Source organism: Candidatus Saccharibacteria bacterium, assembly GCA_016789455.1.
Taxonomy (GTDB): domain Bacteria; phylum Patescibacteriota; class Saccharimonadia; order Saccharimonadales; family Saccharimonadaceae; genus CAIJKY01.
In genome coordinates this window covers 666135-682502 of sequence record JAEUQU010000002.1, presented here as the reverse complement: position 1 = coordinate 682502, position 16368 = coordinate 666135, and the positions used below count along the sequence as shown (strand labels likewise).

15 protein-coding genes are annotated in these 16368 nt (G+C 60.2%); 5 read left to right on the top strand and 10 right to left on the bottom strand.

Annotation, left to right across the window (positions count from 1 at the left end):
* Window positions 1-58 precede the first annotated feature (58 nt).
* The 4 genes from dprA to JNJ66_04690 all read right to left on the bottom strand — a co-directional run bounded on the left by dprA (window position 59) and on the right by JNJ66_04690 (window position 3561).
* The gene (dprA, locus tag JNJ66_04705) at window positions 59-922 is read right to left on the bottom strand and encodes a DNA-protecting protein DprA (GenBank protein MBL8159732.1); all 864 of its coding nucleotides are present in this window, start codon (window positions 920-922) and stop codon (window positions 59-61) included.
* Window positions 923-1664: 742 nt separating this feature from the next.
* Window positions 1665-2423, bottom strand: a complete 759-nt coding sequence (locus tag JNJ66_04700; GenBank protein ID MBL8159731.1) for a hypothetical protein — start codon at window positions 2421-2423, stop codon at window positions 1665-1667.
* A gap of 226 nt (window positions 2424-2649) precedes the next feature.
* Complete coding sequence (locus JNJ66_04695; protein MBL8159730.1) at window positions 2650-2973, bottom strand: hypothetical protein; 324 nt, start codon at window positions 2971-2973, stop codon at window positions 2650-2652.
* Between the two features lie 174 nt (window positions 2974-3147).
* Window positions 3148-3561, bottom strand: a complete 414-nt coding sequence (locus JNJ66_04690) for a transcriptional repressor (protein MBL8159729.1) — start codon at window positions 3559-3561, stop codon at window positions 3148-3150.
* A gap of 65 nt (window positions 3562-3626) precedes the next feature.
* On the opposite strand from JNJ66_04690, the gene JNJ66_04685 reads away from it, so the two are divergent.
* The 3 genes from JNJ66_04685 to JNJ66_04675 all read left to right on the top strand — a co-directional run bounded on the left by JNJ66_04685 (window position 3627) and on the right by JNJ66_04675 (window position 5673).
* Entirely contained in the window at window positions 3627-4316 is a 690-nt protein-coding gene (locus JNJ66_04685) for an AAA family ATPase (protein MBL8159728.1), read from the top strand.
* Window positions 4317-4373: 57 nt separating this feature from the next.
* Complete coding sequence (locus tag JNJ66_04680) at window positions 4374-4778, top strand: hypothetical protein (GenBank protein ID MBL8159727.1); 405 nt, start codon at window positions 4374-4376, stop codon at window positions 4776-4778.
* A gap of 136 nt (window positions 4779-4914) precedes the next feature.
* Window positions 4915-5673 (top strand): ZIP family metal transporter, encoded by a 759-nt coding sequence (locus JNJ66_04675; protein ID MBL8159726.1) that lies wholly within the window; start codon window positions 4915-4917, stop codon window positions 5671-5673.
* 42 nt (window positions 5674-5715) lie between these two features.
* On the opposite strand, the gene JNJ66_04670 is transcribed toward JNJ66_04675, so the two are convergent.
* A complete protein-coding gene (locus tag JNJ66_04670; GenBank protein ID MBL8159725.1) occupies window positions 5716-6279 on the bottom strand; it encodes an aminoacyl-tRNA hydrolase in 564 nt (187 codons plus the stop codon).
* Window positions 6280-6527: 248 nt separating this feature from the next.
* On the opposite strand from JNJ66_04670, the gene JNJ66_04665 reads away from it, so the two are divergent.
* Together JNJ66_04665 and JNJ66_04660 are read left to right on the top strand one after the other, a co-directional pair.
* Complete coding sequence (locus tag JNJ66_04665) at window positions 6528-7598, top strand: hypothetical protein (GenBank protein MBL8159724.1); 1071 nt, start codon at window positions 6528-6530, stop codon at window positions 7596-7598.
* 394 nt (window positions 7599-7992) lie between these two features.
* A complete protein-coding gene (locus tag JNJ66_04660; GenBank protein MBL8159723.1) occupies window positions 7993-8247 on the top strand; it encodes a hypothetical protein in 255 nt (84 codons plus the stop codon).
* A 143-nt stretch (window positions 8248-8390) separates the two neighbouring features.
* Here the strand turns inward: JNJ66_04660 and der are convergent, their stop codons facing one another.
* The 5 genes from der to JNJ66_04635 form a co-directional block, all read right to left on the bottom strand.
* Window positions 8391-9773: a ribosome biogenesis GTPase Der gene (der, locus tag JNJ66_04655; protein ID MBL8159722.1), complete on the bottom strand. Its 1383-nt coding sequence runs from the start codon at window positions 9771-9773 to the stop codon at window positions 8391-8393.
* Window positions 9774-9830: 57 nt separating this feature from the next.
* The gene (locus JNJ66_04650) at window positions 9831-10523 is read right to left on the bottom strand and encodes an rRNA pseudouridine synthase (GenBank protein ID MBL8159721.1); all 693 of its coding nucleotides are present in this window, start codon (window positions 10521-10523) and stop codon (window positions 9831-9833) included.
* Window positions 10524-10547: 24 nt separating this feature from the next.
* Window positions 10548-11537 (bottom strand): response regulator, encoded by a 990-nt coding sequence (locus JNJ66_04645; GenBank protein ID MBL8159720.1) that lies wholly within the window; start codon window positions 11535-11537, stop codon window positions 10548-10550.
* A 63-nt stretch (window positions 11538-11600) separates the two neighbouring features.
* Window positions 11601-14255 carry a PAS domain-containing protein gene (locus tag JNJ66_04640; GenBank protein ID MBL8159719.1) on the bottom strand — a complete coding sequence of 885 codons (2655 nt, stop codon included), beginning with the start codon at window positions 14253-14255 and terminating at the stop codon, window positions 11601-11603.
* 103 nt (window positions 14256-14358) lie between these two features.
* Window positions 14359-16299: a hypothetical protein gene (locus JNJ66_04635; GenBank protein MBL8159718.1), complete on the bottom strand. Its 1941-nt coding sequence runs from the start codon at window positions 16297-16299 to the stop codon at window positions 14359-14361.
* Window positions 16300-16368: the final 69 nt, after the last annotated feature.

Sequence of the window (16368 nt, the reverse complement as noted above, 5' to 3'; positions counted from 1 at the left end):
TGGGTTCCCGGCCCGATGCGCACCCAGTGGCGCATCGGGCCGGACCCCATTCCCATGCCTAGCCGAGTGTCCATTGGTTTGCTCCCAAGGCACGTATCTTGCCTGTTATCTCAAGCATCGTCATCGTCTGCATATATACGACCATCGACAGGCCGCTTTTTTGTTGTAATAACTCTCCGTCACGCTCGCCAGCTGCCAGCTCCGCAAGGAGTGCCTGCTCCTCGGCCGAGGCCGCTTCAAAGATGGATGATTGGGTATGGCTTATGGCAGACTGCAATCCGATCGCTTCCAGTACATCGCTGGCCTGGGTCACGACCGAGGCGCCGCTTTTTAGCAGCTGGTTGCAGCCTGCCGACATCGGACTGGTGACATTGCCCGGCACTGCCATGACCACCCTGCCCTGCTGCAACGCCCAACTGGCCGTAGAGAGCGTGCCGCTGCGTGCAGCCGCTTCAACGACGACGACGCCGTCGCTCAGGCCGCTGACGATGCGGTTGCGCTCCAAGAAACGGAACTGCATGGGTGGCGTGCCGTCAGGGTGCTCGCTCAGCAGTGCTCCGCCTGCTGCGACGATGTCGGCTGCCAACCGGGTGTGGCGCGTGGGGTATATGGTATCGAGGCCTCCCGCCAGGATAGCGACGGTGGTGCCTCCGGCTTCGAGTGCCGCCTGGTGGGCGATGCCATCAACTCCAAGAGCAAGGCCGCTGACGATGACGACTCCCCTGGCCGACAGGTCAAAGGCCAGGCGTCGCGTGACCTCAATGCCATAGGGGGTCGGCTTCCGGCTTCCCACTATGGCGACGGTCGGCGGACGCCCTCGCGGCAGTGCTCCGATGTAATAAAATATTTCAACTTTAGGGTCAATATCTTTGCCCCTCTGTAAGAACTTATGCTTCTCTGAAGATGTGGTATTGCTTTTCATTATTATTTATGTAAAAAAGTATTGACATTTATGAACTGCCGTGCTAATATAACTGACGGTAAGTTATTGTGCTTCCCTCGCGCAATAACTACATGCACCTTATACCCCCTATTTAACAGTTTTACTGTTAGGTTGCACATCGTGGTCTGCCTAGTTTTTGACCCTCCACTAGCCAGACTGGTGCCTCGAGCATCACACTGGTGTGTAATCTAATCCCTTTAACCGGCGGACCTCTCGAGATTGTGAGGTGGGTCACGCTTGAGGCTGGCTTTCGGGCTGGCATCTCTGCCCTTTATGGGTGGGTTGAAGGGTCAAATGGCGCTAGGTGATGCCCACCCTTACCTAGCGCCTTTTGAGTTGGTGGGATGTTTCTCGACACGTATTGCTGCGTCACAATTTCCAGTGCTCGACGCCGTACCCTTTGAGTACGACTTACTCCGCGCTTCAATTGTTCCTTGCACTACGCGCCGAGAAGAATTCCCTTTTCCCAGACCTTTGCAGTCTGGGCTTTTTATTTTTGTTATGTTTCGCAGTCTCTCATGACCGCACTGGGGAGTGTAGCGGGTAGATATTAAATAAAAATAAAAACACGCCGGATGGCGCTTAATTATGAGCAGTTCATTAAATGACAGTGGCCAGACAGAAAAAAGACCGGTATATATAGGTGGTGCCGACGGACGGCCCAGGCGGCGCGGAATGCGCTGCCCAGACCGTCGCGTCGCTTGGGCGGCCGAAGCCGCCGTCACCGCCGGAAGACCGACTCGTGGAAGTCCTCACTTGTGCCCGCCGGCTGGAAGCCGTTGTCCAGGTTGAGGACGATCGGGAGGGGCTTGCCCTCAGGGTTGCCCTGCGGCCGCACAAAGATGGCGGCGCACAGGTTCGTGGTCGAAGCTGCTGGCTGGTAGGCGCGGAAAGTGATCTGCTTCCCCGTGCCCGCGGCACCCAGCAGGTACTCGTTGCCGTCGAGCATCAGCGGGTCGACCCGTGTCCTGCTCCATACGATGCGGGACTGCAGGTCGCTGCCCAGCCGTGCCAGTTCCTGCTTGGACGGCAGGGGCTGGTTCGGGTCGAAGTTGGGGTCCGTGGCTGCCAGGACGGCCATGAGGCCCTTGGGGTCCATGCCACGGTACTGCGTGCCGCAGAGCCATTCGACGAACCGTTGGGCGACGAGCGCCTGCCGGTTCGGCTTGGACTGTCGCTTTTCCTCATCGCTGAGGATCGGCTTGCCCATGGCCCGTTCATCCTGCTTGCCGGGTTCATTGGCGGTGTAGCGGAATGGGAGGTCATTGCCGCAGGGGTGGGATTCGGTCGAGGGCATCGCGGTGCCGGCAGTAGGTGCATCCTTGGCCGGCTGGTCGTCGGCGAAGACGATGATCAGGCTACCCGCAGTGATGGCTGTGAGCAGGATGGCGGTCAGCCAGATAAGGCGCTGTCTGGTGCGCCGGCGTCGCTGTGCTGCCCGGCTCGGCCGTGATGGACGGGATGGCGGCTGTTCGGTCACGAAGACTCCTGGGGCGATAGATACGGTGGTCGGTTGTGGCGGTGCTGGCTGGGAGCGGGCCAGTGGAGGCCGCTTGTGCCAATTACTAAATTATATAATAAAATATAAATAAATGCAACAAAAAAACACCTTTCGGTGCTTGAGAAGATATACTGTCGTACTAGTGCTTCAGACGTGGAAGCGTGAGCGCCGTAGCGCCACGCCTCCACGTCATCCGCAGTACTGGTCAGGCCCCGGTGGCCGCGGCGGTCTGCTTGAGCAGGGACGCCGGGATGCTGCCCGCGGTGTGGTCCGCGGGCGCTCCCTCGACGACGATCACCTGCAGCGCGCCGGCGGGTTCACTGGTGTGGCCGCTGATGCCGCTGAGCCGGAAGGCGTTCGCCAGCTCGGCCAGCGAGGGCATTCCGCCGGTGCTGTTGAGGGCGATGGCGAAGGCGCCGCCGGCGAGGAGCAACAGGATCACCGCCAGCAGAGCGATCGCCTGCTTGCGACGCCGGTCTGCCGTGATGGCGGCCCGCTCGGCGGCGGTGGGGCGGATAACGGTCTGCATGATGTTCTCCTGAGAGACGCGCCGACGGTGGTCGGCAGACGGAAATGACGAGGTACTGCGGAACCGGCGAGGCCGGCAGGCGTCTGGTGACGCTTAATATTAACTATAGCACAAACGTGTATAAATGTCAATAAAGAAAAAGCATTTTGGATACTTTGTCAATAGCCCACCCGACTACTGACAATCCTTACACCGCCCGCTCAGCTCCAGACTGTGACTACTGAGGCGTATTCCCTTTTGGGCGGCAATATACTCCAGTAGCTGTTCAAGGGAGCTGGAGTCAAAGCTGATAACCAGCCCGCAGCCGTCACAGTACAGATGGTGGTGGTGGGCGTGATACGGCGCGGCCAGCTCATATTTACGCTTGAAGCCCAGATTGACCTGCTGGGCGACGCCGAGCGAGCAGAATAACTCGAGGGTGCGGTAGACCGTGGCGCGGTCGATATCCGGCACCTGACGGCTGATTTCTGACAGTGCCAGGCTGTCGTGGGCCTCGCAAAGGGCTGTGAAGATGGCCAGGCGGGGTTTGGTCAAGCGGAGATTTTTGCGGGCCAATACTTTGGTCAGCCGCTGATAGAGCGCGTTCATGATGCAAATATAGCAGCTATTGCGACATTTTTGCAATTAATTGTTGTCTAAGCTACGGTAAGGGCATGAGAATCGCATTCACAGGAAAAGGCGGAAGCGGCAAGACGACGGTGTGTTCGCTATTTGCCCGCCGGGCAGCCCAAAAGGGCCGCCGGGTCTTGGCGCTGGACGCCGACATTAATCAACATCTGGCAGCGGCCCTGGGCATTGGTGCGGAACTGCCCGGCATGGGGAGCGGCTTGGGTGACATTGCAATGCATCTGCGCGGTGACAATCCGCGTTTCGACGCGGCAGCGATGCATAAGACCACCCCGCCGGGTAGCGGCTCTCGGTTCGTGACCCTACGGCCGGACGACTGGTTCATTGAGCGCTATACGCGCTCCGCGGAAGGCCTGATGGTGGCTGGAGCCGGCGACATTCCGGCGGAAAATATCGGCGTCAAGTGCTATCACGGCCTGAATGGTGCTGTCGAGCTGGTGCTGGGGCACATGCTGGATCGGGAGGACGAATACGTACTGGTTGATATGACGGCTGGGGCGGACGCTTTCTCGTCAAGCATCTTCACCAAGGTCGACGCTATCGTGCTGGTCGTGGAAGCGACGCAGAAGTCACTAAGCGTCTATCACCAGTTCGGGGAGCATTTGGCCAGCTATGAGATTCCGCTGATCGTCGTGGCCAATAAGGTTGAGGACGATGAAGATATCACATTCATCAAAGAGACGGTCGGGACGGTATCTGCCCTTTTCGGGCTGTAAAAAGGGGCATTGACTGCCGGCCATTAGGAGTCGGAGACCAAAGTGGAAGGACGACCCATGTCGTACTCGAGCGTGGCCGCCATCGTCGCCGAGCGCGGCCTGGCGCTGACCGCCGACAACGAGACGGCACTGACGGAGGCTGTCCACGACGCCATCGTCGCCGACCTGCCCGACGGCGCAGCGGCACTGATCGCGCAGATCGATGCCTTCCTCGCCGGTGAGGCAGCCGTGACGGCTGGCGGCCAGAGCTACCTGGAGGCCGACCACGATCCCAAGTCGGAGCTCGGCAAGCAGCTCATGCGCATCTGCGGCACCGATGTCGCCCGCGAGGCGTTCCAGCGGCAGTACGGGGTGGTCATCAACTTCCTCAACTGCTGCATCGTGCTGGTCAGCCGCCAGGGGTTGCCGCCGTCATGGCTGGCGATCCGTCAGGTCGGTTCGCAGGCGACGCCGGACTGCTGAGTTCCGTCGCCCTGGTCCGTATGACGTGCTTTTCCTGCTAGTTGCGGGAGGGTGCGCCATACGGGCCGCAATACAAAATCAAGTGATCCGGTGACAGACGGCTCCGCCTGCTCCCGGAAAAGGTATACTAAGAACCATGGATGTCATAATTTTGTTTTTTGCCGCCCTTGCCGGTGGTCTGCTCTCGCTTGCCGGAGGGCTGCTTTTGCTGCATAAACGTATCAAACGCGAAACCATCATGCTGCTCGCAATGCCGTTCGGTGCTGGCGCCCTGCTAGGTGCGGCCTTCTTTGATGTATTGCCCGAGGCGATGCACGAGGCCGGCGATAACCACGCCATCCTGCAGTGGGCGTTGGTGGGGTTCGTCTTCTTCTTCCTCATGGAGCGGACGGTGCGCTGGTTCCATCGGCACCATGAGCACGCCGAGGAGAACTCGCACAAATCGTTGATAGTGCTGGGTGATACTATCCATAATGCCATTGACGGCGTGGCGATCGGCGCGGCCTTCCTGATAGATGTACCGCTTGGCGTAGCAACGACGGTGGCGGTGGCGGCGCATGAGATTCCGCAGGAAATCGGTGATTTCGGGTTGCTGCTGAGCAAAGGCATGCCGGCGCGCAAGGTCTTGCTGGTGAATCTTGCCAGTAGCCTGGCGACCGTCGTAACTGCTTTTGCCGCCTACTTCCTGGGTGGCAGCATTGAGCTGGTGGTGCCGTATCTGCTGGCGATTGTCGCGGGTTGTTTCATCTATATCGCGGCCAGCGATATTATTCCGGATATTCATGAGCAGCCGCAGCGGAAGGCTGATATCCAATCCGGTCTGTTGGTGGTGGGCATCGCGGTGGTACCGCTGACGGGCTTGCTGGTGGAGAGTCTGACGGGCGTCGGGCACTAGCGGCGGAGCAGTTCTGTTGCCGGGCGATAGGGCCGGCTGGGATTATGACGCGACGGAGGTGTGCGCCTCGAGCCGTCCGTCCAGGAACTGATCGACGTATTGTTTGGTGATGTCGAGCAGCTTGCCGTCCAGCTGGGATTGTTCCTCTTGTGTGAAGCGTCCAAGTACGAAGTCGGTGGCGGCGGCCACAGTAGCGAGCGGACTGCCGATACCGACGCGCAGCCGGGCGTAATCCTGCCCCAGGTGCTGGGTAAGTGACTTGATGCCGTTGTTGCCGGCGTCGCTGCCGCCGATACGGGCACGGATGGTGCCGAACGGCAGAGCCAGCTCGTCGTGAATGACCAGGATGTCGCTGTTTTCAAACTTGTAGAAGTCGCGCAGGCTGCGGGCGGCTTCGCCGCTAAGGTTATAAAAGGTGGTTGGCTGGACAAATAGGAGCTTCTGCCCGCTATCGGTAACGGTGCCGACGGCCGCTTTGAACTTGGACTGAAGCTTGAGCGGTTCGCTGTAGGCATGGGACAGCTTCTCTACTAAATAATAGCCGGTATTGTGCCGGGTGCGGGCGTAGCCGTCGCCAGGATTGCCAAGGCCGATGATGCATTTCATAGGGTTATAGTACTAGATGCCGCGATGATGACGAAATCCGGCGCCGGGCTGAACCGGTTGTGACAAGGTGCTTATGCTGGCCCGACAATTGACTAAACTTTAATAATGTGCTACAGTCCGCGCTATGCGTAGTGTTAAATGATCCTTAACGCTGCACGCACCATTCACAAGAAGCGCCGCACCCGGTGCTTACCACCCCGACCTCAACTGTCCGCTCCCCACCCACCCTCAAGGAACCGTGAACTGACATGATCGGCCCTATCCTGCTCGGCTTCGTCGCAGGCATGCTCTGCCTGCTGATCCTGGCCGGCCTCGCCCTGCGTCATCTCTGGCGGCACCACCGTCAGGCAACCACCAACCTGGTGGCGAGCCTGAAGAGCCGCTGCCAGCTCACCCGGAAGGAGAACGACCGGACCGTCATGCACTTCAGCTCGCCCGACGCGATGCTGCTGCTGATTTTCACCCGGCTCGCCCAAGGAGCGCCGACGACCCCGTCCGCCGTCATCAGGACGGACGGCACGTCCCCGCTCCTCGACCACGAAAGCGAGAGTGATCGCAGGGCTCTGCCCGGCGCTGACCCGCGTCCGGTAGAGCCCGAGCGCGACTCTGAGATCGACTCTGAGATCGACCCTGAGACCGACCCCGACGATGCAACCGACACCGGCCAGGAGGCCGGAGACACCGAATTCAAGGAGTGTGTCGAGCCCGCACCCGGACTCGACGCGGCAGTCCAGCCGGACGACGAGCCGGACGACGAGCCGGATGGCGAGAGCGACGAAGAAGGCGACGACCTCGACCCCCCGCTGCGGTCCGAGTACGAACCGCACGAGTTCCCCTCGGCCGTCCACGACTGGTACTTCCAGGTGAGCGGCATGACTGGCGAGCGGTACTTCCGCCAGCTGATGCAGCTGGCGAAGATCCTGGCCCTGGAGCCGGGGTTCAACCTCAACACCTTCCTCGAGGAGGTGGCGTACCGGCACTACCTGGAAGGCGGACTGTCTGGCAGCTACGACGTGGCCAGCGCCACGGGAACGCTCGATTTCGGCCGCACCGAAATCGAACGCCGTCTGCGGATGGCCGACCGTGCTCGTGACCGCGAGCTCCGCACCCGACAGCAGGAGGCCGCCGATGCACTGACCGGACCGCTTCCCTCATGGGGACTGGTTCGGGCCACACCGCTGGCTGCCGCGACCGCGGCCGCCCTCACCCCCACCACGCCGTCGGACGACGGAAGGAAGGAGGCGCCTGCGCCCCCAGTCGTACAGCGAGTCCTGAGCACGCGACCGCTCAGGGAACTCGCCCACACCACAACTTTATAGGGCTCGCCCGGCCCAGTCGCACCGCGCCCCGCCGCACCCCCCGTCCGCACAGCAACGCCTGACCGCGTGGAAGGACGCGGACTGGCCTTCTGCGGCGCGCCGGGGTGACATGAGAGTCCCCCGGCGCGCCCTGCAATAATGCTGCGCTTCTTGTGAAACGAACCATACTGTACCTCGGCTCCCGATGGAGCACCAGACCACACGCCCGTCCAGGCGTGTTTTTAATTGACAATGGGTTGACACGCATAAAGATTGTGCTATATTCAAGCCGTACACAGCCGGCCATGAGCATCGACTCACGGCCGGCTGTTGATACTCGCAAGAAGCACCTCCGCAATTGAAATACAAGAAATGAGGCACAGGCGCACGTCCACCCGATCGAGATGAGGTCAGCATGTCCCTCCACTCCGCCCACGACTACCCTATTCCTGCCGGTGTGCCTGGTGAGCACGGCAACTGGATGTCGCCCTTCTCTCCCGGCAGCCGCACCATCATGAAGGAGCTGGTCAGGCGCGGCCGGCCGGCGCCGTTCCTGCTCTGCACCGGAGACACATCGCATCGGCTCCGTGGCCGTCATCGCCGCGGCTGCCAGCCGTCGCGTGTGCCGCTGTGCCGTCGGCGCTGGTGGCGGGCGATGAGCCTGCACTAGCCGCCTATTGCGGCATCTTGTATGGGTGGCCCACCGGCCGCCGTTTCGTTGTACCGCTCCTGCCTGCATCACCCTGCGGGCAGGAGCGGACGGCGGTGCTTCTTGCCGCTCAACCCTTGCACGCTACGAAAAACGCACCTGGACTAGGTGCGTTCTTTGGTTTTGTGATCGATGCCAAGTTCCCGATTCTTTTTCATAACTTTTTCATCCCGATAACTTATCTTAATGGAGGTGCCGACGAAATCGCAGGTCTCGCGCAGGGCCCGTTCTAGGTAGCGCTTGTAACTCCAGTGTAGATAGCGCAGGTCGCTGCCAAAAAGGATGAACCATGGCGGCTGGGTGTCGCTCTGTACCAAGTAGCGGAGCTTTGGATGGCGGTTGCGCAGGCCGGCTGGCGGGTGCTTGGCGATGCACTGGGCCAGCAACCGGTTAAGCTTGGAAGTCTGGAACTGCTGGCGGCGACGGAAGTCGATCTGGCTGGCCAACTCGAAGAGTTTGGTGACGTTCTGGCCGGTGACGGCACTGGTGAAGATCAGGGGTGCCCATGGCACGAAGTCGAAGGACTGGGAGATGCGGGCAGCCAGCTGGTCGCGCGAGAAGGCGTCTTTTTCGTAGGCATCCCACTTGCTGACGACGATGACCAGGCCTTTGCCAGCTTCGCTGATGATGCCCGCCAGCTTCTGGTCGAGAGCGGTGTGCGGCTCGCCGGCATCCATCAGTAACAGACAGACATCCGCCTGTTCAATGGCCTGCAGGCTGCGCAGGACGCTGAATTTCTCGGGGCCTTGTTCGATGCGGCCGTTGCGGCGGATGCCGGCAGTGTCCAGCAGCTCGACGTCGCGCTTTTCGTAGCGGACGCGGACTTTATTGACGTCGCGCGTGGTGCCGGCGATGTTGGCAACCAATGCCTGCTGCTTGCCGGCCAGCCGGTTGAACAGATTGCTTTTGCCGACGTTCGGCCGACCGATCAGGGCGATGCGCAGCGTGTTGTCTGCCGGTGTGTCGTGACGGGCGGGAATTTCGGCGGTAATGGCCTCTAAAATCTGCTGGGTGCCTTGGCCGTGCTCGGCGCTGGAGCGGATGATGGTCTTGATGCCGAGGCGCAAGAACTCTTCTGGCGGCAGGTTTCCCTTGAGGTCGACCTTGTTGGTAATAAGTATGACCGGTTTCTTGCTTTTAAGGGCCTTCTTGGCGACAATACGGTCCTGGTCTGAGACGTACTGGGTGGCATCGACGACTACCAGGATGACATCGGCAGCTTCGGCAGCTTCAGTGATCTGATCCTGGATACTGGCTTCGAATTCATCCTCGGCCATCTTCAGGCCGGCGGTGTCGACCAGCCAGAAAGCACCTTCGTGATTGTCGGTGAGTTTGTAGGTGACTTTTTCGATGACGTTGTCGCGCGTGGTGCCCGCCTCACGCGCAACAATGGCCCGCTGCTCGCCGACGATACGGTTGAACAGCGAGCTTTTTCCGACATTGGTCTGACCGACGATGGCGACGGTTGGGAGGGGGCGTGAACTCATTACTTTAATTATAACATTTCTTTAATAAATAGTCCAGAAATAGTGGCACGCACGGCCCTATGAAAGCAATGTCGTGTTGGCGGATTGTCCCATCTGCAAGCCAGCCAGGCTGTACGGTCCGAAATGGGTGCGGTGCAGACCTGTGACTTCGTAGCCAAGGGCGGCGAAAGTCCGGCGGATCTGGCGGTTGCGGCCTTCCTTCATGATTACTTCGTAGCCGCCCTCGTCGAGGCGGCTGACCTGGAACTTGCTTGGGCCGTCGGGTAACAGGATGCCATGCTCATTCAACATCTGTTGGTGAAGTGGTGCAAGCGGCGTATTGAGCCGCACTTCATAGCGTTTTACCTTGGCGAAGCTGGGGTGAGTCATGCGGTGGGCAAAATCACCGTCATCGGTCAGGAGCAACAAGCCCGAGCTGTCCTTATCGAGGCGGCCGACCGGCTTGAAAGATTTGTAGGCTTTTGGCAGCAAGCTGTAAATAGTCGGCACCTCTCCCTGCTGGCGTCGCGAACAGACGTAGCCTGTCGGTTTATGGAAGAGGATATAGGTAAACGTATGCAACAGCGTCCTGACCGGCGTGCCGTCGACGGCGACGGTGTCCTTTCCCCTTTTGACGCGGCTGCCAAGTACGGCTTGTGCGCCGTTCAGTGTGACGTGGCCGCGCTCAATAAGGCCATCGGCTTCGCGGCGCGATACGCCAAGTTCTTCGGCCAATAGCTTATTAAGCCGGACGCTTTCATCGGATTGCATGACGCTTTGCAGTATAACAGAATCTTACTGCTTAGGCTGTGCCGGCGGAGTGCCAGGAGCGGTTGGAGCTGGCGGCAGCGGTGGCATGCCTGATTGCGGAGTCGGAGCGGTGAAGGTCGGCGGCTGAGGAATCGGTGCGGGTGGGAGTGAGGCGGTCGGGGTTGCAGGAGCATCCTGAGAAGTCGCCGCCGGTTCTGTGGTGGGAGCGGTAAACTGCTTGATCTGCCCGTTGATCAGACTCTGTTCCTGGTTTGTAGCCAGGACGGGCGGACGGCTGTTCATGTCCAGGCCGGCCTCTTTGGCCAGTTCCTTGTCGAGCAAATCGGCTATGTTCACCTTGCTGGCGAACGGGTCATTGATCGGACTGATGGTGCGGTTCCGGCTGGAGGCGGGCTCGACCGGGTTGGTAGAAGCCGGTGCTGGCTGTGTCTGTGGTGCAGGTGCTGCGGCCGGAGTCGGACTTGCCGGAGCTGAAGGCTGGGCGGCTGCAGGTTCGGTTGGTGCAGCGGGTGCCGGGGCGGCGGGTGCTGGCTGTGGCGCTGCGGGTGCAGCGGCAGCAGGCGCGGCTGGTGGTTGGGCTACTTGTGGCGTTGGCTGCTTAGGATCGGTGAAGACGCTGGTAGCTGGCGTTGCTACCTGGGCGACGTTGTCACCGAGCACTTCGTGGACGACGCGGACGACGTCTTCGATGCCGACCTGAGATTTGACAAGATAACGGTCTGCGCCAAGCTGTTCACCGCGCGCGCGTTGCTCATCCGAGCTAAGCGCGGTCATCATGATGACCTTGATATCGCGCGTCTCGGTCGTTGACCGCAGGATATCGAGCATGTCGAAACCGCTGATCTTCGGCATCATCACGTCGCTGACTACAAGATTTGGGCGTTCTTTGATGGCCATCGCTAATGCTTCTTCACCATTTTCGGCAGAAACAATATCGTAGCCTTCGGCAAGCAAGCGTACGCCATAAATTTCACGCAAGCTTTTGTCGTCTTCTACTAACATTATCTTTGTCATATTACCCCCTATTGTACGGTCAATTGTATAAAAAAGCCATAAGTATTTTGCCTATTTCCCTGCCTATACCTTCGCCTGGCTTGTCGGAGCGGCCAACGGCTGGGCTGCGGGCGCTGGCGTAACAGTTTGAGCGGACGGCGAGCTGACGGACTGTAGTACATCACTGATGGGCGGGTTCGTGCTGGCCGCGGCGGTCAATGGAGCGGGACGCTGCGGAACCGGGGTGCTGGCTGGACGTTCTTCCAGCGAGGCGGTCACCGAAGCGGTCGAGGCCAAGGCGGCCTCGATGGCGGCCAGAGTCGGTGCTTCCAGTCCGTCGTCATCCGTCGCTGTCGCCGCCGGGCCGACCGGTACGGTTGCGGAAACGGGCACTGCGGCTATCGGCGCCGCGGGCTGGACCGGCACCGCTACGACCGGACTTGCCGGTGCGGCCGTGGCCTGTGCGGGCGGGGTCTTGGACGGCGCGGTAATGTCAGCGAACAGACCGGCCGGCGCCGGTGGGATATCGAGCTTCGGCAGACCCTCGGAGAATTCGTAGGCGTCGGTCTGGCTCGGCTCTGGAGTGATGGGCGGTTCTACGGCGATGGGTGCGGGAGCGACGACCGTGCGGTTGAAGGACGACTTCATAGTGGCATACGGATCAGGGGCCGACTGGCCGTGTGGCAAAGCGGATGAGCTGGCAGTCACGACACTGGCGGCAGGTTGCGGGGCGACAACGGTATCCTGAATGACCGGTGCGGCCAGCGGCGCGCTTGGTGCAGGGGTGGCCACCGGAGCTGGCGTGGCGATGAAGCCGTCGATGACCGGCGCTTGCTGGGTGGTAGGCGCGGGCGCGACTGCGGTTTGGACGGGTGCTGGCGTGACGGCGGGGGCTGCTATCGGTGCGGCAGCGGCAGGCGCAACAGGTGCGGCGGCCGGGGCCGGCGTGGCTGCAACGGCATGAGCCATCTTGGCGGCGGCTTCCTGCTTGGCGGCGTCGGCGGCCATACGGGCCTTCATCGGGTCATGTGCGGCGCTGATAGCCTCTGCCTCTTTGAGCTGCTTGACCTCGACGTTGCTCAGACGCTGCAGGGAGACAAAGAACGTACTGCCCTTGCCCAGTTCGCTCTCGAGCCATATCTTGCCGCCCATCGATTCAATCAGCTTTCGGCATAGGTACAGGCCCAGGCCGGTGCCGCCGATCTCACGCGTGGCCGAATTGTCCACCCGGTAAAACTTTTGGAACAGGTGTGGAATATCCTGGCTGGGAATACCGATGCCGCTATCCATGATGCTGACGTTGATACGTCGGTTGTCTGCCTGGACATCCACCCTGACCGTCCCTGCCGGCGTATATTTAATGGCGTTCTCAATCAGGTTGGCCAGCACTTCCCTGAAATGGTCGCGGTCGAAATTGCTGTAAAAAATTGGCGCCAGCTTGCGATCAGCTTCTTTGGTGTGGCTGCCGTCCGGTACGAATTCCAGGGTGAGGCCTTTTTCGCGGGCCTTTTGCGTCAGGCTGTCGACGATCTCACGGGCAAATGACACCACATCCGTCACCTTTGGATTCTGCACCAGGCGGTTGTCATCGGCCCGGCTGACTTGCAGCAGGTCCTGGAACAGCCGGCCAAGGTGCTGGACGGAAGCCTGGGCTTTCAACAGATAATTGCGGGCCTTGTCGTCAATGGTGGCGGTGGCGGGATTGAGGGCCAGGCTGACGTAGCCCTCAATGGCCGCGACCGGCGTACGCATCTCATGGCTGGCAGTACTGACGAACTCGGCGCGGGCGCGCTCCTCAGCCTTCTCGCTGGTGATATCGCGGACGACGACGATGACGGCTTCGACCTGGTTGGTGCGGTTGATGATCGGCGAGACGACCAACGAGGCCAGCATCTTGTGCTCGCCGTTGGTAATGACGGTCAGGTCGTTATTGACGATAGGTTGCTTGGTGACGCGCACCTGCTCCACCGGGTTCTTGCCGTTGGCTAGTGCCTGCTCGCGGCTGTCGACAAGTTTCAGCACCAGCTCGTAGTGAAGCCCGAGCGCCTCGTTGCCCTTCCAGCCAAGTAATGCCTGGGCGGCCGGGTTGATCAGCTGGATGATACCCTGCTGGTCAATGGCAATCACGCCTTCGGCAATGGAGCTGATCACAACTTCGGCCTGGCTCGACGTCTCGTTCAGTTTGGCCTGCAGTGCCTGGGTGGCCTCGTGGGCGGCAATCTCAACGGGCGGCCGGTTGTGCCAGACGATGTACGTTACCAGCAGCGGCAATTCGGCGGTGAAGAATGCCAGGATGAAACGGTCGATGCCATGGTCGCCGCTTGGGAAGATAATCTGCCAGGCTATGAAAAAGTTGCTGATGATAGCCAATGTGCCGATGCCGGCAAACCCGAACAGGCCGCTGAAACTGGCCAGTACCAGCCACAGCGAAAGGTATGGCGACACCAGGCCGCCGGTCATATAAATCAGTACGGACAGCGTAATGGTCAACAAGGTATAGGCTACGGCATCCAGTATGCCGGCCGACGAACGCCTGGCTCCGCGCAGCAAGGCTGCGGTGGCGGTCACCGCCGTGATGCCCGCCAGGACGCCGACGAGGGTCGGGATGCGCAGCGCGTTGTCAAGCACGGCATCACGGCTGAGCGACACTACGAACAGCACCAGGATGATGCCGGTCATAATCAGACTCAGTATGCTGAGCCGGCGATACCAGTGTGAGCCAGCGGCAATACGCTCCATCAGGTTCATGGCAACGTTCCCCTACTCCCTGACCTTCATGCGGATATGTCCCCTCCCATTCCCGCTAAACTTTTACTTCAGTATACATGTTGGCGCGGCAATACTACAAGCCGCCATACCCGTAGCCATAGCCCTGGAAGCTGCTGCTGGCCTTGTGGTAATCGCTGATCTTAAGCAGTGGCAAGCCCTCGATCGGACCACTGGCCGGCATGACGAACAGCTCGCTGCCGCCCTTGCTGACCAAAAGGTATTCCTCGCTGAACCATCCATAGGCCGCGTATTCGGAGCCAGTGGCGATCTCCTTGCCATCGGTGCCCTGTTTGTTGCCGGTGATGAGGGCGAATTTGCCGTCGCGCTCATCAGACCAGAACGATTTGTCGCCCTTGGGGGATATCAGATACGTCGGCGAAGGCGTATTCTCGGCTTCGATGACTTTGGCCTCCTCCGCGTCGCGGACCTGGCCGTTCTCGTATTCGAGGTAGAGGTTCGAATCGCCGGCGTTGCGGGTCCAGCCCCTGAAATAGACTTCCTGCGGGGCATAGGCGACGCCGTACAGACTGCTGATATCGACAGCTTTGAACGTCTTGGCGGCCTTGGTATTGTTACCGTCCGGCTCGGCGCGCATGATGGCTGACTCGCGCGACTCGAGATTGTGGGTTATCTCAGGACTTTCCACCAGGCCGGTCGTCTGCCAGATCTTGGTGTAGACCACGGCGTTCTCAATGATGTTGTATGAGCCGAGTGTCTCGTAGCCGTTCATTTCCGGGCGGTCACCAAAAGCTTTGTTCTCATCCAGGGTGATCGGCTTCTTATTGACGGCGTCATAGCTCTTGAGGACGGTCCGTTTCTCCTGCCACGGCGAGGTGTTAGGGTCCTGAGTGGCATAGAGGAAGTAATGGCCGCTCCAGCCTATCGGGGTGACGTTCAGCCCGCTCTCTTCAATCGGGATGACCGTGTCATTCTCGGTGATGATGAGATACAGGCCGGCAGGTTGGGCTGAACTTTGGCGCTTGGCGCTGAGTGCGGCGTACTTCCAATCGCGTGAGGCAAGCAGCGCCGTACCATTGTCGGCTTCGGTGCCCTTGCCTGCCAGCACGACGGTTCGGCCGGAGCCGTCAAGGTTCGACTTGACCACATCGATCGTGCCGCTGGCTTTGGACAGGAAGTAGACGGTGCCGCTCGGCGTTAACCGCGCCGTGTTCTTGTCGGCGCCACCCAACGGGTCGATGGTCAGCTTTGCCTCGTGAAAATCCTTGCCGGTGATGGTGGCTTCGCGCTTGTCGCCGGTGCTGGCGATGACCAGGCTGGCTTCGCCGTTCTTGTCGGTCAGGGCAGTCGTTTCCTTGTCCAGGCTGACCGTACCGCCGATGACCGGTGCCTGATTGATGGCGTTGACTACCTTGACGGTGACCTGTCTGCCGGTGGCCACCAGGCCTTGTTTGTAGATAAGATTATGGAACAGCTCGACTTCCACCGGTTGCTGGGACTGCTTGTAGTGCTTCTTGGTGATCGTGGCGGTATGATAGCCAGGCTTGACGCCCTGCAGTATCACCTTGCCCGTCTGGTCGGTCTCGCCCTTTATGCCATCGATGGTGACTGTGGCCTTGCTGACCGGTTTGTCAGTCTGCTTATCGGTCAGGACAACAGTGACACTGCGGGTGACGACCAGGCTGCCGATGCCATAGCGGGCGCTGGGCACGAAATATGCCCCGACGACGCCGATAAGCAGCAGTGCCGGAATAGTGAACCATTTCTTATGCCAGCACCAGGCAAAGAACCGCCGTACGGGGCTGCCCGGCTTCTCTTCCTGGGCGCTGCCTTCCAGCTCGATGTGATCGCTATCGGTGTCGGCGCCCGAAGACGCCAGCCATGATTCAGCAGCCGAGTGGTCAGCCAGCCCATCGCGGTGCTCGTCGGTCATGGCGGGTGGCGTCAGGGCGACATCTTCCGGTCGCGTATCCTGCCTGGGTGAAGGTTGAGAAGTTTGCGGATTGGCTTGCGGCACCGGCCGCGGTTCGGAGTCGTGTTTGTTTTGAGGTTTCATACGATGCCTACGTTAAATCCTCTTTAGCATAAGTGTTTCGAAGTTGAAAGTAAATGGCGGCTGGCCTAT

Coding starts and splice junctions, on each gene's coding strand:
- JNJ66_04665 (MBL8159724.1), top strand. CDS start 6,528: ATGATCGGCCCTATCCTGCTCGGCTTCGTCGCAGGCATGCTCTGCCTG.
- JNJ66_04640 (MBL8159719.1), bottom strand. CDS start 14,255: ATGGAGCGTATTGCCGCTGGCTCACACTGGTATCGCCGGCTCAGCATA.
- JNJ66_04685 (MBL8159728.1), top strand. CDS start 3,627: ATGAGAATCGCATTCACAGGAAAAGGCGGAAGCGGCAAGACGACGGTG.
- JNJ66_04660 (MBL8159723.1), top strand. CDS start 7,993: ATGTCCCTCCACTCCGCCCACGACTACCCTATTCCTGCCGGTGTGCCT.
- JNJ66_04650 (MBL8159721.1), bottom strand. CDS start 10,523: ATGCAATCCGATGAAAGCGTCCGGCTTAATAAGCTATTGGCCGAAGAA.
- JNJ66_04670 (MBL8159725.1), bottom strand. CDS start 6,279: ATGAAATGCATCATCGGCCTTGGCAATCCTGGCGACGGCTACGCCCGC.
- JNJ66_04645 (MBL8159720.1), bottom strand. CDS start 11,537: ATGACAAAGATAATGTTAGTAGAAGACGACAAAAGCTTGCGTGAAATT.
- der (MBL8159722.1), bottom strand. CDS start 9,773: ATGAGTTCACGCCCCCTCCCAACCGTCGCCATCGTCGGTCAGACCAAT.
- JNJ66_04635 (MBL8159718.1), bottom strand. CDS start 16,299: ATGAAACCTCAAAACAAACACGACTCCGAACCGCGGCCGGTGCCGCAA.
- JNJ66_04690 (MBL8159729.1), bottom strand. CDS start 3,561: ATGAACGCGCTCTATCAGCGGCTGACCAAAGTATTGGCCCGCAAAAAT.
- dprA (MBL8159732.1), bottom strand. CDS start 922: ATGAAAAGCAATACCACATCTTCAGAGAAGCATAAGTTCTTACAGAGG.
- JNJ66_04695 (MBL8159730.1), bottom strand. CDS start 2,973: ATGCAGACCGTTATCCGCCCCACCGCCGCCGAGCGGGCCGCCATCACG.
- JNJ66_04675 (MBL8159726.1), top strand. CDS start 4,915: ATGGATGTCATAATTTTGTTTTTTGCCGCCCTTGCCGGTGGTCTGCTC.
- JNJ66_04680 (MBL8159727.1), top strand. CDS start 4,374: ATGTCGTACTCGAGCGTGGCCGCCATCGTCGCCGAGCGCGGCCTGGCG.